The 13,656-nt window shown below is 37.0% G+C and carries 15 protein-coding genes, 1 rRNA gene and 1 other annotated feature; of the genes, 2 read left to right on the forward strand and 14 right to left on the reverse strand.

The features are described 5' to 3' along the window. From B096_RS0103425 to B096_RS0103450, 5 genes are all read right to left on the reverse strand, one after another. Positions 1 to 146 (reverse strand): 16S ribosomal RNA (locus tag B096_RS0103425); the annotation flags it as partial. A 170-nt stretch (positions 147 to 316) separates the two neighbouring features. Then, entirely contained in the window at positions 317 to 850 is a 534-nt protein-coding gene (locus tag B096_RS0103430) for a DUF402 domain-containing protein (RefSeq protein WP_018579389.1), read from the reverse strand. A 79-nt stretch (positions 851 to 929) separates the two neighbouring features. Beyond that, the gene (locus B096_RS0103435; RefSeq protein WP_018579390.1) at positions 930 to 1,451 is read right to left on the reverse strand and encodes an energy-coupled thiamine transporter ThiT; all 522 of its coding nucleotides are present in this window, start codon (positions 1,449 to 1,451) and stop codon (positions 930 to 932) included. Positions 1,452 to 1,533: 82 nt separating this feature from the next. Beyond that, positions 1,534 to 2,223 carry a hypothetical protein gene (locus B096_RS0103445; RefSeq protein WP_018579392.1) on the reverse strand — a complete coding sequence of 230 codons (690 nt, stop codon included), beginning with the start codon at positions 2,221 to 2,223 and terminating at the stop codon, positions 1,534 to 1,536. A gap of 43 nt (positions 2,224 to 2,266) precedes the next feature. Further along, complete coding sequence (locus B096_RS0103450; protein ID WP_018579393.1) at positions 2,267 to 2,752, reverse strand: phosphatidylglycerophosphatase A family protein; 486 nt, start codon at positions 2,750 to 2,752, stop codon at positions 2,267 to 2,269. Between the two features lie 133 nt (positions 2,753 to 2,885). On the opposite strand from B096_RS0103450, the gene B096_RS0103455 reads away from it, so the two are divergent. Next, on the forward strand, positions 2,886 to 4,355 hold the full coding sequence (locus B096_RS0103455) for a carboxypeptidase M32 (protein WP_018579394.1): 1,470 nt from the start codon (positions 2,886 to 2,888) through the stop codon (positions 4,353 to 4,355). Positions 4,356 to 4,410: 55 nt separating this feature from the next. Then, a complete protein-coding gene (locus tag B096_RS0103460) occupies positions 4,411 to 5,022 on the forward strand; it encodes a superoxide dismutase (RefSeq protein WP_018579395.1) in 612 nt (203 codons plus the stop codon). A gap of 139 nt (positions 5,023 to 5,161) precedes the next feature. Here the strand turns inward: B096_RS0103460 and B096_RS0103465 are convergent, their stop codons facing one another. The 9 genes from B096_RS0103465 to B096_RS0103505 all read right to left on the reverse strand — a co-directional run bounded on the left by B096_RS0103465 (position 5,162) and on the right by B096_RS0103505 (position 13,646). Beyond that, positions 5,162 to 5,599, reverse strand: a complete 438-nt coding sequence (locus B096_RS0103465; protein WP_018579396.1) for a GNAT family N-acetyltransferase — start codon at positions 5,597 to 5,599, stop codon at positions 5,162 to 5,164. A gap of 9 nt (positions 5,600 to 5,608) precedes the next feature. Continuing rightward, positions 5,609 to 6,316 carry a TrmH family RNA methyltransferase gene (locus B096_RS0103470; protein ID WP_018579397.1) on the reverse strand — a complete coding sequence of 236 codons (708 nt, stop codon included), beginning with the start codon at positions 6,314 to 6,316 and terminating at the stop codon, positions 5,609 to 5,611. Between the two features lie 2 nt (positions 6,317 to 6,318). Next, on the reverse strand, positions 6,319 to 9,039 hold the full coding sequence (gene ileS, locus B096_RS0103475) for an isoleucine--tRNA ligase (protein ID WP_018579398.1): 2,721 nt from the start codon (positions 9,037 to 9,039) through the stop codon (positions 6,319 to 6,321). A gap of 33 nt (positions 9,040 to 9,072) precedes the next feature. After that, positions 9,073 to 9,280: a binding site (T-box leader), on the reverse strand. Further along, positions 9,246 to 9,728 (reverse strand): DivIVA domain-containing protein, encoded by a 483-nt coding sequence (locus B096_RS0103480; protein ID WP_039736893.1) that lies wholly within the window; start codon positions 9,726 to 9,728, stop codon positions 9,246 to 9,248. (Overlaps the previous feature by 35 nt.) Before the next feature lie 9 nt (positions 9,729 to 9,737). Further along, complete coding sequence (locus B096_RS0103485; RefSeq protein ID WP_003775374.1) at positions 9,738 to 10,142, reverse strand: cell division protein SepF; 405 nt, start codon at positions 10,140 to 10,142, stop codon at positions 9,738 to 9,740. 52 nt (positions 10,143 to 10,194) lie between these two features. Further along, a complete protein-coding gene (hpf, locus tag B096_RS0103490) occupies positions 10,195 to 10,737 on the reverse strand; it encodes a ribosome hibernation-promoting factor, HPF/YfiA family (RefSeq protein WP_018579400.1) in 543 nt (180 codons plus the stop codon). Positions 10,738 to 10,765: 28 nt separating this feature from the next. Then, on the reverse strand, positions 10,766 to 11,752 hold the full coding sequence (locus tag B096_RS0103495) for a zinc dependent phospholipase C family protein (RefSeq protein ID WP_026254102.1): 987 nt from the start codon (positions 11,750 to 11,752) through the stop codon (positions 10,766 to 10,768). A gap of 29 nt (positions 11,753 to 11,781) precedes the next feature. Beyond that, positions 11,782 to 12,909 (reverse strand): alanine dehydrogenase, encoded by a 1,128-nt coding sequence (gene ald, locus B096_RS0103500; protein ID WP_018579402.1) that lies wholly within the window; start codon positions 12,907 to 12,909, stop codon positions 11,782 to 11,784. Then, positions 12,909 to 13,646, reverse strand: coding sequence for an HAD family hydrolase (locus tag B096_RS0103505; RefSeq protein WP_018579403.1), 738 nt, complete (start codon positions 13,644 to 13,646; stop codon positions 12,909 to 12,911). The genes ald and B096_RS0103505 overlap by 1 nt, the downstream gene beginning before the upstream one ends. Between the last annotated feature and the right edge of the window lie 10 nt (positions 13,647 to 13,656).

Genomic DNA, 13,656 nt, shown 5'->3' on the forward strand with positions numbered 1-13,656 from the left:
CCAGGCATCGAGGCAGGTTGCTTATGTATTACTCACCCGTTCGCCACTAAGTTCCAAGGAGCAAGCTCCTCTTCACTTCGTTCGACTTGCATGTATTAGGCACGCCGCCAGCGTTCATCCTGAGCCAGGATCAAACTCTCCATTTGATTCTTTCTCTTTTTAACTCTGACGAGTTTTGTTTATTTATTTATCCGTATTTCTTTTTGAAATTGACGTTTCCTGTTTAGTTTTCAAAGACCATTTCTTGCACTCGGTTTCCCTTAGCGCTTGTATATAATATCCCATATAATTGCTTTTGTCAAATATTTTAACAAAATTATTTAAATTCTTTTATCGTTAAATATTTATCGAAATATTTATATATTTCTTCTTCTATGAATGGGTAACTACCGTTCTTTACCTGATTGACCAATCGATCTTTTTCCTCAACTACCGTATTGATAATTTCTTGAGAATAATTCATCGATCGTTGGTGTTCCTCGAACTCGTCTTCATCTAAAAGTATATATTTACCGTCTGGAAAAACTTTCACATCCAAATCATAGTCAATATTTTTTAAGGCTTCTTCATCAAAAACACTTGGTGAAGCCAAATTGCAGTAGTAATAAACCCCTTTGTTGCGAATCATTGAAATAACGTTATACCAACGATCTAAATAATAAAAACAAATAGCGGGTTCTCGTGTAAACCATCGTCTTCCATCGGACTCAACTACCCAAGTTTTATATGTAATCAGGACTACTTTTTCTTCATCCACATCCAAGACAGTCCCGCTTGACCAAGTTCTGTGTAACGATCCGTCATGTTTAAAACTCTGAATATATATAACTTCCCCGATTTTAGGTAACATATCAACACTTCCCATCCTTTAACATTATACACAATATACGATCAAATTCTATTGTTAATTCAAATTCAAACGCTCACACTTAGAAATATTTTACCAACTTTGGCTTTAGGGCTAAAACCAACGCAAAAGAAATGATTGTCGTTGGAATCATATAAGCAGCATTATAAGCAAAGATGCCCCAAAAAACATTTCCTTTGTAAAACTCCGAGTAAAACACCAGTCCTGAAATCATATGCATAATAAATCTTAAACCATTCGATACAACAACCCCAACCGGCAGTTTTAAATCATACACACTCAAATCCGGAACTAATCCCGCAAGAGCATAGGCCGAATAAGCAAAAATGTAATCACAAATAAATTGAAACCAATGTAAAACTGTTGGCGTCTTTATCATGAATTTCAAAAGAAATGATAAGAATGCCACCATAAGAGACTTTTTAAACCCAAGATGATAACTCGCTAAGATAATTGCAACCACACTCAAAGAAACTGATCCCCCTTGCGGCAGTCTTAAAATATCAAACGTTACCGTGATGTATTCCAAGACACCAAAAACCGCAGAATACATTGCTATTAATACTAAATCTTTCGTTTTCATTGAATCTCCTCTAATTTAACATCATAATAAATTTTTATTTTTGTTTTAATTATATAGTTTATTGTAATAATAAAAAAGAGGTTCATAAAACCTCTTTTAAATAATCGATGAAATCACGGTATTTTACCCCGTAGACACGTTGACCATCCAATTGCTCAGAGAGTAATAGTTTAGAATTAAACACTAAGTCGTGTATCAATGAATAATTGGGAACAATGTCGAGATAAGACACAACCGTTTTATCCTTGAGACACCCCGTTTTCCGTATTACACGTTGATTGCTGGAAGCATACGCAAATTTAGCTTCAAATAATTCGGTAATATCACCAACAAGAATGAGCGTCGCATTTAAATCATAAAAATCTGTGAAGACCGAATGTTCTCCATAAGGAAAGTCAATTTCGGTTGGACGCCCAAAATACCTGCTAAACTTTCCTGCTGTTGCAATCATCAAACTTGGATGTGTTACATAAATGCATTCTTGCTGAAGCGTCATCAATTGCATCATTTTACCACTCGAAAGCACGAGTCGCTCTTGATTTGATATATAAGGAACCATATCTTTAACCAACACATCCGAATTAAACTCACAGTCTCCAAAGACACATACGGTGCCATCTTTCATATGACTTTGAATGCTATCTAAAATAATTTTAGAATAGAATGGGTCAAAACCATCACTTTCATGAACGAGCACCAAACCATCTTTCTGAACTTCCAAGCGTTTTAGCAGCTTATCCATTGTAGTTGCAACATCTTTTGAAGAATACACAAACTTCACCACCTTTTCTCTATTTTAGCAAATATACTCTCAACTACATAGCACTCTCTTCATGATGTTGACTATGTGCTAATTTACTTGCTGCAGCAGCTGCGATTGCACCTACTATATCATCTAAAAAAGTATTACACTGTCCTTGATTATGATCATTTAAGGTTCCGATTATCCCAGGTTTTACTTTATCAATATATCCGTAATTGGTTAATGCAATTGACCCGTATAAATTACATATACCATACGCCAAAACTTCATCAATTCCATAAAGTCCCTCATCACGATGAATAATGTCTTCAATGTAACTACCACCGAAATCATCATTCTCAACCGCAATATCAATATTTATCCCTGTAATCAACGCATGTTGAACCTCGCGTTTATTGAGTACACTGTTTATGATTGCATGAATGTCAATTGACTCGAGATTATCTACATAATCTTTTTGTAAAAAGATTACACATTCTACGATATCCTCAATTGTTACACCACGACTCTTTAATAATTCCACACATTTTTCGTACATATTAAACCCTCCCATGTTAATTTATTATACATTACTTTCCACAGAAAAAATAGAAGTGGGGTATTACCCTATTATTTATTTCATTTAAATCGGTCTTGCGTTACAATATAAGGAAGAAATAGGAGGTCATTTTATGACGTACAATGAATTACTGGATAAATTAAATAGTTTAAATCTTGCAATTACAACAATGAGCTACGACGCTCTCACAATCGCCCCACGTAGTGGCGCACCCTTTCGTAACAAAGCTTTGTCGATCTTATCAGGAGAATATTTTAATCTCCTCACCGACCCCAAAACGTATCAAATATTAAAGGATAACGAGAACCATGTGGATCCCATTATCGCAGAAAGCGCAAAGACACAACTTAGACAACTTGATAAAATAAAAAACATTCCCGCCGATGAGTACGTAGCATTTGATAAATTAAAGTACGATTCTCAACAATCTTGGGAAGATGCTCGCGAAAATTGCGACTATAGCCTCTTTAAAAACGACCTCAACAATCTGATTGAAGGTCAACGAAAAATGATTGGATATCGCAATTCAGATTTAAGCATCTATGAATCATGTTTGGATGACTATGAAGAAGGTCTCCGCCAACAGCACGTTGAAGGTTTTTTCACTACCCTCGAAAACCGTCTCGTCCCATTTATCGACAAAGTTATCGAAGCTCAAGGACCAAAACCCGAGTTCTTATCCGCTTATGTGTCAGAACACGAACAAGATATGATTTCGACTTTAATTAAAGATCATATGGGTTACGATGCCTCGTTTGGATATATGGGGTTAGCTGCACACCCATTTAGCAGTACCTTTTCGATTAACGATTCTCGTATCACAACTCACTATTATGAAGATAACTTCACTTCCAATATATTTTCAATCATCCACGAGATAGGACATTCCATGTATAACCATCAAGTAAATATTGATTTTGAAGGATATCCAATCGCCGACAGTATGAGTATGAGTCTTCACGAATCTCAATCACGTCTAATGGAGAACATGGTTGGTCGAAGTAAAGCTTTCTGGACTCCTCTTTACCCTAAACTTCAGGCAATTATCCCCCACGTTTTAGGCGACATTGATCTCGATCACTTTATTCTCGGGATTAATTATGTAGAGAAAGGTTACATTCGTGTTGAGGCCGATGAATTAACGTATCCTTTACATATTATGGTGCGTTATAACGCCGAAAAAGAAATTTTCGAAAATAATCATTCCGCTGAGGGACTGGATACATTTTTTGCAGATCAAATGACGCAATTCTTAGGTATCACCCCAACAAACCCAAGCGAAGGTGTTCTACAAGATGTTCATTGGAGTGATGCATCCTTCGGTTACTTCCCTACTTATGCACTTGGCACAGCGTATGCTGCACAATTCATGCATAAAATGCGTGAAGATATTGACGTTGATTCTGCTCTTATAAAAGGAGATATGTCCAGTTTATTTGCTTGGTTGAAAGAGAATATCCATCAGTATGGTGGCATGTATAATACACAGACAATTATTGAAATGGTTACAAACGAAAGTTTTAACCCTAATTATTACATTGACTACCTCATCGAAAAGTATTCTAAACTTCTAGGCATTTAGTTAGACCATTTGTTCTTTCTTTGTTACAATTCAATTACATAGAGGAGGACTTACTATGACATATACATTACCTAAACTTTCATATGAATATAATGCTTTAGAACCACAAATCGACGCAAAAACTATGGAAATACATCATAGCAAACATCATCAAGCCTATATAACAAATTTGAATGCGGCTCTTGAAAAATATCCAGAGCTCCAAGAAGAATCATTGGAATCCTTAATTCAAAATGTAAATAATGTTCCTGAAGATATTCGTGGTGCAGTTCGTAACAATGGTGGTGGGCACCTTAACCACACAATGTTCTGGGATTTTCTTTCACCTAATAAAGGTCAAAAACCAAGCGAAGTATTAATGGATGCAATCATCGCATCATTTGGTTCTTTCGAATCATTTAAAGAACAATTCTCGAACGCTGCTAAAACACGCTTCGGAAGTGGTTGGGCTTGGTTAGTTATCGCTGATGACAAATCACTCAAAGTGGTTTCTACTCCAAACCAAGATAATCCCTTGACAGATGGTTTGATTCCTATTTTAGGTCTTGATGTATGGGAACATGCGTATTACTTAAACTACCAAAATCGACGTCCTGATTACATCAACAGTTTCTTCGAAATAATAAACTGGGAAAAAGTAGATCAGTTGTATTTAGAAAACAAATAATCAAAAAAAACACCCGACTTAGGCACAATAAGTTTGGTGTTTTTTTGTAGATTAAATACGCGATGAGTTTTGGTTCTCTATCGATAAAAAAAACTGTAGCCTAGAGATTCTTCATGAATCATTCTAGTGCTACAGTTTTTTAACGATCTAAAATCATTTGTTCATATTTAAGAAATTTAAAGCCCAATCGTTCATATAGATTTTTAGCACCCTCATTACTTGGTGTCACTTCAAGTCTAAAACGAATGACTTCAGGAAATTGATCCATAAGAATCGACAATGCTTGCGTCCCTAAACCTTGACCGCGATACGCTTCTTCTACACTTAATTCTTCAACCCATAATTGCATGCCACCGACCTCAGTCGAAAACATGATTGAACTCAATAAATAACCACATACATGGCCTTCTTCAATTAGAAACCAACCAAAACAATCGTTTTCCTTGACGATGTGATTAAAATTTCTTTGAAATAGGTCTAAATCAGGTTCACCAAAACACGCAGGACTTGTTAGAAATTTGGTGGCAAGTTCTGAGTACAATGATAGATCTGAACTCGTAAATGCTCTTAGTTCCATAGTTCCTCCTTATTTACGAAGCGTGTAGCACACAATTGCAGCAGCAATTGCGACATTTAACGATTCGAATTGTGATGTTTCTATCTTAACAGTGCCGTCACAAAGTTGCAATACCAACTCAGAAACACCGCTGCCTTCTGAACCCATAACGACCGCAACCGGGACGGGCTTGATTTCTTGTAAATTATAAGTGTTCTCGCCTAAGTAACTGGCATACACTGGGACATCCCATTGCTGAAGTTGTTGGATTGCATGATCAAGTGACATACGTATTACCGGAAAGTGGAATATTGAACCTTGCGTAGCACGAATCACTTTATCATTGAATTCGTCAACACAATCCTCCGATAAAATTACGGCATCGAAACCAAAACTGTATGCAGTTCGTATGATCGTCCCTAGATTACCAGGATCTTGGACACCATCACAGATTAAGTACCGTTCTTTTTTTTGCAATTCATATTTTGGTTTCGAGATCAACGCAAATTGTGTCGATCCCGAAATTGTAGTGGATAACTTTTGAGCAATGTGTTCTGTAATTTGGATATCATTGTAGTCTGATAAACCAATTGTTTTTTTTACGATGCCAGCTGTTTGAGCTTCCTGTATAAGATGCTCACCCTCTACAAGTATTTCAGCATGAGCATCACGATATTTTTTCTTACTTAATTTAGTAAGATGCTTTATCGTATCATTTTGTAATGATGTAATATGCATACTTAAGCCTTTATAACTTCATGACAACGTGGGCATAATTCATCTTCACCAACTGTATCAACAATATTCCAGCAACGTGGACACGTATGACCTTCAACTTTTTGAACCGCGACTTCGAATCCCATTACTTCTGGTAATTTTTCGTCTACAAGTTCAAGTTTGGATACGATAAACCATTGAGCGGCATGTTTTCCAAGTACATCCTTGACACAATTTGTATTTTCTTCATTGAGATGAAGGCGAACATGACCTTCAAGTGATTTACCAATCACTTTCTCCGAACGTTTTTCTTCAAGTGCTTTAAATACAGATTCTCTAAGTTTCAACAGCATATTCATCGATGCTTCTTCTTCCGAAGATAAAATTGGATCTACGAGTGAACTAAATTCCTGTAAATGAATACTTTCATCTTCAGGTCTGAAAACTTTATTTAATTCTTCCGTTGTATGCACTAAAATAGGTGCCATAATGCGTGAATAAATCATTAGTGCATGATAAATTACCGTTTGAATTTCTCGTCTTGATCGATCATTTTCTTTTTCAATGTAGAGAATATCTTTTGTGTAATCTAAATAATATGAAGACATCATATTGGTGAGTGAACTCACTACAGCAGTTGTAACTTTTTGATAGTCAAATGCTTTATAAGCTTCTTGTGCTTCTTTATTGACACGAATGACTTCATTGAGTACGTATCGATTTAATAAAGATAATTCCTCAATTGCAATACCATCTTGTTCGATATCAAAATTTGCTAGGTTTCCATGCATAAAGCGGAAAGTGTTACGAATTTTGCGATACGCCTCAGACACTTGCTTCAACAGATCTTGTGACATTTTAATATCTGAATGATAATCAACACTTGCAACCCATAGACGCAAGATATCAGCACCTAAGGTTTCAGTAATGGTTTGCGGACTGAGTGCATTCCCTTTGGATTTACTCATCTTTTCACCATCATCATGCATAATAAATCCATGACTGACTACTTGTTTATAAGGCGCAAAGCCATATAAAGCTACGGAAATTATTAATGATGAGTTAAACCAACCACGATATTGATCCGATCCTTCAGCATAAACATCAACAGGTAATGGTGTCTTACAATGGTTAAGTGCTGCAGTGTGTGAAGACCCTGAATCAAACCATACATCCATAATATCTGTTTCTTTTTTGAAGATACCATTTGGTGAATTTGGGTGTTGATAACCTTCCGGCAATAAGTCGATGGCCTCACGTTCAAACCATACATTCGTACCAAATTCTTCAACGAGGTCAGCTACATGATCAAAGACATCTTGTTCGATAATAGGTGAACCGTCTTCTGCGTAGAAAATAGGAATTGGAACTCCCCATACACGTTGACGTGAAATACACCAATCACCTCGGTCTGCAATCATGTTATGCATACGTTTTTGACCCCATTTGGGAGTCCATTCTACTTTTTCAATCTCATCAAGAACGTTTTGACGTACAGAATCAATGGAAGCGAACCACTGTGTTGTTGCACGATAAATAATAGGTTTTTTGGTACGCCAATCATGTGCGTAACTGTGTTTAATCCAACCCATTTTTAAGAGTGCACCAAGTTCTTCTAATTTCATCGTGACAGCTTTATTAGCTTCTTCAAAGAACAAACCCGCAAACTCTCCCGTAACCTCTGTTAGAACACCTTGTTCATTCACTGGGCTAATTGGCTTGATATCATAAAGGGCGCAAACATTAAAGTCATCAACCCCATGGTCTGGAGCCGTATGGACACAGCCTGTTCCTGCTTCATCTGTAACGTGTTCTCCATTTAAAACTGGTGATAAACGATCATATAATGGATGCTGAGTTGTAACTCCCTCAATATCGCTTCCTTTAAATCGTTTTAGAATTTCTTCCGATTCAAGTTCAAGTTCTTTAAGTGCCGATTCCATGAGTGTTTCCATAAACACCATGTTTCCTTTTTCAGTCTTTACCAGAACATAATCCATATTCGCATTAACAGAGATTGCAAGGTTTGCAGGAATTGTCCATGGCGTCGTTGTCCAGATTACAAGTTTATCGCCCGCATCCAATACACCTTTACCGTCAACAACATCAAAAGCAACAAAGATTGCAGCGTCACGGCGTTCTTTATACTCAATTTCTGCCTCTGCAAGAGCAGATTCACTTGAAGGTGACCAGTATACTGGTTTTAACCCCTTGTAAATCATCCCTTTCATTGCCATTTCAGCAAAAACTCGGATTTGTGTTGCTTCAAAATCTTTATTGAGTGTCAAATAAGGATTTTTATAATCACCAATTTTACCCAATGATTTAAAATCAGCCATTTGAATTGCCACTTGCTCATGAGCATATTTCTCGCAGAGTGCTCTAAATTCATAAACAGGCATTTCTTTACGATTTACACCTAATTTTTGGATCGCATTTTCAATCGGTAAACCATGTGTATCCCATCCTGGTCTAAATGGCGTTTGATATCCAGCCATAAATTTACTGCGCACAATTAAATCTTTTTGAATTCCATTTAATGCATGCCCAATATGGATATTACCATTTGCATACGGAGGGCCATCGTGCACTGTGAATAGGGGTGCTCCTTCACGTACCTCTTGCATTCTTTCATATAAATTCATTTCATCCCAATCAGCTTGAAGTCCAGGTTCTTTTTTATTAAGATTTCCTCTCATTTCAAAATCTGTTTTAGGTAACAATAATGTATCTTTATAGTTCATAATTTCGCTCCTAACATATAAAAAAGACGCCCTAATAAGGGCGTCTGTAACGCGGTACCACCTTAAATTTACAGATTTTATCTGTAATCTCTAAACGTTAACGCCGTCATACGTACTTCCTACTGTAATTTCAAAAGTAAGGTTCACAAGGGATACTAGAAAGAGTTACTACTTGTTTTCACCAACCACAAGCTCTCTGAAGTAATTTATTTTTCTAATTTGTCTTGATCTTCACCAATAAGTTTGGAATTGGGTGCATCCGGCAGCGTTAATCCGTCGATTGCATGTTCTAATTCCATAATTTTTTCTTTTAATTCGTCACGGAGTTCGTTAGATTCATTTGAAATACGAGCTATTTCAACGAGTACTTGACGCGATGTAGACATCGCCTCCCGAACAATCATGTCCGCATTCGTATAGGCTGTATCAATAATTGAATTTGCTTCACGTAAGGCAAGGCGCGACATTTCTTCTGCCGCCTTCTCACGAACACCAGTTTCACTTACCAATTGTTGATATCGCTTTTTGATTATATCACGTTGTTCTTGTAATGACTCTACTTGTTTTTGATAAAGTTCAATTTGTTTAGACAAAATGGTTTTATCATGTTCCAAGTTGGTAATCATCTGATCAACCTCAAAGCGATCATAACCTTGGCGCATAACTCTAAATTTTGGTTTATGAGACATACTCAATTACTACTGATCTAAATCTTCAAGGTTCATACTAATTTCCCCTTGAACTCCTATGGTACGTGGTGTACACAGAATTACATTATGGCCAATCTTTTGAATTGAACCATCAAGTGCAAACACAACTCCCGTTAAGAAATCAATCGTACGTTGTGCATAGTCACGTTGTAATCGATGTAAGTTTACTACAGCTGCGCGTTTTTCTTTTAAATAACGGGCAACTTCTTCAGATTCTTCGAAAGATCGCGGTTCAAATAAAACCATTTTTGTATCTGAAGGTAATTTAGGCGCTTCTGATGATGCGCGTGGTGTTTCATATTCGCTCAAGCTCTCAGCCTCCTCGTCAGTTAGTTCAAGATATTCATCTTCAACTGGTGTAAGAATATTTTTAAGTTTATCTTTAAAGCTCATCGTTCAAACCTCCGTTTTGATAATTACATCATACCATAATTATTGATGAAAATTAATCGTTATCTCTCTCAACTTCAAGCAACCCATAATCGCCATCATGACGTTTATAGACAACCGCAACATCTGATGTTTCATCATCAGTATAAATAAAGAATGAGTGGCCTAACATTTCCATATCTACAATTGCATCATTAAGATTCATTTTTTCGGCCACAATGGATTTTGTTTTAACAAGTTTAGATTCTTCTTTTGCTTCTGATTCCGCAATCATATTTAAGAAAGCTTGTGATAAGCCTTCACGATTTTTACGTGAAATCTTTGTTTTATGACGACGAATTTGATCTTCTAATTTATCAACAACACGATCAAGTGCTGCGTAGAAGTCTTCATGCAGAACCTCTGCACGTAATGGTCCAATTTTTGAAGTAATTGTCACTTCAACTTTTGACCCTTCCGGATAAACATTGACTACCACATTTGCACGCCATGAGTCATCTACTTCAAAGTATTTGTGTAAGAATTGTAATTTTTCTTCCACCTTTTCTTGCATTGCATCTGTGATTTCCACATTTTTTCCATGAATATAAACTAACATATAAAACCCTCCCTATTATTGTTGTTTTCTATTTCTGATAAATACTATCGTAGTATTTCATCTCGCGCCCTGGTGGACGCCCTGTATCATAACGACGATCACCCAGTAGTGCATCGAATTCAACAGGTTCATTGTGATTTAATGCATCGTTTAAAGTCCCGATGCATTCACAACCAAGCACAATGGATGACTCATAGAGTTCCATAAATGTCTCGTTCGATGTTTCATCGATATTTGTTGGGTTTGACCATGTATCACGTTTTAAATTCAGAACATCATATGTTGCATCAATGTTTGAATTCACAATATGACTTGAAAACGCCCACGGATCAGCCATTTTACGTTCCAGTTTTTGAATCACTGGAGTCATAATATTGTGCGGATCGTATAAATAATTCAGAATTTTTTTAAATGAATCAATTGCTTCTTCAATCACGCGCGGTTCAAGATAAATGCCAAATACTTGCGATAGCATCATCTGGTAAAACGAAGCGATAACGCGACGTTCTTCCTCTGATACATCGACAAAACGTTTTGGCTTCAGTGTAGTCATATCACGACGTTTGACATACGAAACCATCAGTGAATCCAGCATCGATTCATATCGAAAATGCCAATAGCGCGTGTCGCCTGCAATTTCGCCACCACGATAAAATACGAATGGATGTGCAAGCGAATCCAATGCCCAATGTTGAAAATGTCCTGCGATAAACGCAATTAATATTTCTTTCCTACGTTCATCTTTCATTTCCTTTATAAAGCTCACGGCTTGATTATAAAAATCATTAACATGAGTCCGGTGCACAATCCCACCATAATCAGCGACGATTTTATTAAGTTCCTGATCTTGCCAAGGAAATACTTTGTAGTAAAACAAGATATCAGGACCATTACTACCTAATAGATACGCCCGAGGGTGTTTTTTTATCGCCTTTTGGACTGTAGACACATCAAGTTCGTTATAAACATCGAGTGCCATCAGCCCATGTGTAATAACATTTGGTATGACGGCCACCTCCTTTACTACATTCTATCAAATAACGATTAAAGTTGCACCATTTTAACACAGTTTTCATATTCCGTAAATTCAATTTCTAAAGCATTCGCTACCGCTTCATTTACCACATAGCCACGAAAAATGTTTAAACCATTTTTAATCCCATCATCGTTCATTACCGCATTATGAATTCCCTCATCTGCAATTTTTAATCCATACGGCAAAGTTGCATTCCCAAGTGCGTAGGTTGAGGTTTGAGGAACAGCTCCCGGCATATTGGTTACACAATAGTGCACAATACCTTCTTCAACAAAAACCGGTTCACTGTGTGTCGTCGGGTGACTTGATTCAAAACAGCCGCCTTGATCAATCGCAACATCAACCAAAACTGTACCTGGTTCCATAATTTTTAGATGTTTTCGGGTTACTAATTTCGGTGCACGCGCTCCAGGCAATAGTACACTCCCAATCACAACATCGGCACGTCGTAATTCATCTTCAATATTTTTTGTGTCACTATATATTGTATTTACAGCTGTACCGAAGACATCTTCAATATAGGCTAGACGATCTAAGTTTCGATCCAATACGCTCACGGTTGCACCAGTTCCTAAAGCTGTTTTGCAGGCACTCATACCTACAACACCACCACCTATAATAACAACATGACCACCCCGTACACCTGGGACACCTGAAAGAAGAATTCCTTTCCCTCCAAATGTTTTTTCTAAATATTTTGCACCTTCTTGGATGGAAAGTCGCCCCGCCACTTCGGACATTGGTTTGAGTAAGGGTAAACGACCTTTTTCATCTGTTACCGTTTCATAGGCAACAGCGGTCACATTGCGTTCGAGTAAAGCCTGTGTTAATTCTAAATTATCGGCGAGATGCAAATAGGTAAAGAGGATTTGATTTGGCTGCATTAATGAATACTCTGCTGCGATTGGTTCTTTAACCTTTATAATCATTTCACACTGTTCCCAAACAGCGGATGCAGTTTCTAAAACAATTGCGCCTTGTTTTCGATATTCATCATCCGAAAACCCACTACCTTCCCCAAGTCCCGCTTCCACAAATACCTCATGACCATGTTTAAGATATTCAATCACGTGCGAAGGCATGATCCCTACTCGTTGTTCAAAATTCTTTTGCTCTTTTACTGATCCAATACGCATTATAATATTTCCTTCACTTTCTTTATAAGTTCACTACGGTTACCCGTCCAATCACATTTATATTCACTGCCACGATGAATAAGATTATCTGTTAGAAGCCATGTCTTCATTCCAAATTGAGAGGCCATCATGTCCTCTTCCACATCATTTCCGACCATTAAACATGTTTCTGGATTTAAATCATTATCACGTATAATCTCTTCATAATACATTGGATTGGGTTTGCAATGATGATTTTTTTCAAATCGAGTAATGTCATCAAAATCATCCAATTCAAGCCCCGACCACCAAATGCGTTTGTCTGTCGCAAGTTTTGGAAAGAGTGGATTTGTTGCTAAAATAATTTTATATCCTTTGTTTTTAAGGTAATGAACCGTCTCAACCATAGGTTTTGAGATGGATGTCACCGTTTCCACCAAATCAAATTCATTTTCATAATAATCGTCTAAGATTGCATCAATTGCTTTCATTGTTTTTGTTCCTACAATCCCTTCAAAGTGTCCGTAAAATACAACTTCGTTGGTTTTCGATGTATCTGTATTTTTAATCATCGCTTCACTGGATTTCCAAAGGGCTTTTGCCATTTCCTTAGGTTCAATCAAGTGTGAAACTTTTTGTGTTATCGAAGTTAAGTAAGTCCGTTCAAAGTCATCCCCATCAAGCGGTAGAATTGTACCGTCCAAATCAAAGAGTACTGTATCAATTCCGAGTTCATTGCTCAAGTTTACATTTTTCATGTGTTACCTC

It is taken from the genome of Erysipelothrix tonsillarum DSM 14972 (assembly GCF_000373785.1).
Lineage (GTDB): Bacteria > Bacillota_I > Bacilli_A > Erysipelotrichales > Erysipelotrichaceae > Erysipelothrix > Erysipelothrix tonsillarum.

Bases quoted from the DNA above. Each gene is read 5' to 3' on its own strand.
- B096_RS0103455 (WP_018579394.1), top strand. From the start codon at position 2,886: ATGACGTACAATGAATTACTGGATAAATTAAATAGTTTAAATCTTGCA.
- hpf (WP_018579400.1), bottom strand. From the start codon at position 10,737: ATGTTAGTTTATATTCATGGAAAAAATGTGGAAATCACAGATGCAATG.
- B096_RS0103485 (WP_003775374.1), bottom strand. From the start codon at position 10,142: ATGAGCTTTAAAGATAAACTTAAAAATATTCTTACACCAGTTGAAGAT.
- B096_RS0103450 (WP_018579393.1), bottom strand. From the start codon at position 2,752: ATGTACGAAAAATGTGTGGAATTATTAAAGAGTCGTGGTGTAACAATT.
- ald (WP_018579402.1), bottom strand. From the start codon at position 12,909: ATGCGTATTGGATCAGTAAAAGAGCAAAAGAATTTTGAACAACGAGTA.
- ileS (WP_018579398.1), bottom strand. From the start codon at position 9,039: ATGAACTATAAAGATACATTATTGTTACCTAAAACAGATTTTGAAATG.
- B096_RS0103470 (WP_018579397.1), bottom strand. From the start codon at position 6,316: ATGCATATTACATCATTACAAAATGATACGATAAAGCATCTTACTAAA.
- B096_RS0103465 (WP_018579396.1), bottom strand. From the start codon at position 5,599: ATGGAACTAAGAGCATTTACGAGTTCAGATCTATCATTGTACTCAGAA.
- B096_RS0103480 (WP_039736893.1), bottom strand. From the start codon at position 9,728: ATGTCTCATAAACCAAAATTTAGAGTTATGCGCCAAGGTTATGATCGC.
- B096_RS0103435 (WP_018579390.1), bottom strand. From the start codon at position 1,451: ATGAAAACGAAAGATTTAGTATTAATAGCAATGTATTCTGCGGTTTTT.
- B096_RS0103505 (WP_018579403.1), bottom strand. From the start codon at position 13,646: ATGAAAAATGTAAACTTGAGCAATGAACTCGGAATTGATACAGTACTC.
- B096_RS0103460 (WP_018579395.1), top strand. From the start codon at position 4,411: ATGACATATACATTACCTAAACTTTCATATGAATATAATGCTTTAGAA.
- B096_RS0103430 (WP_018579389.1), bottom strand. From the start codon at position 850: ATGTTACCTAAAATCGGGGAAGTTATATATATTCAGAGTTTTAAACAT.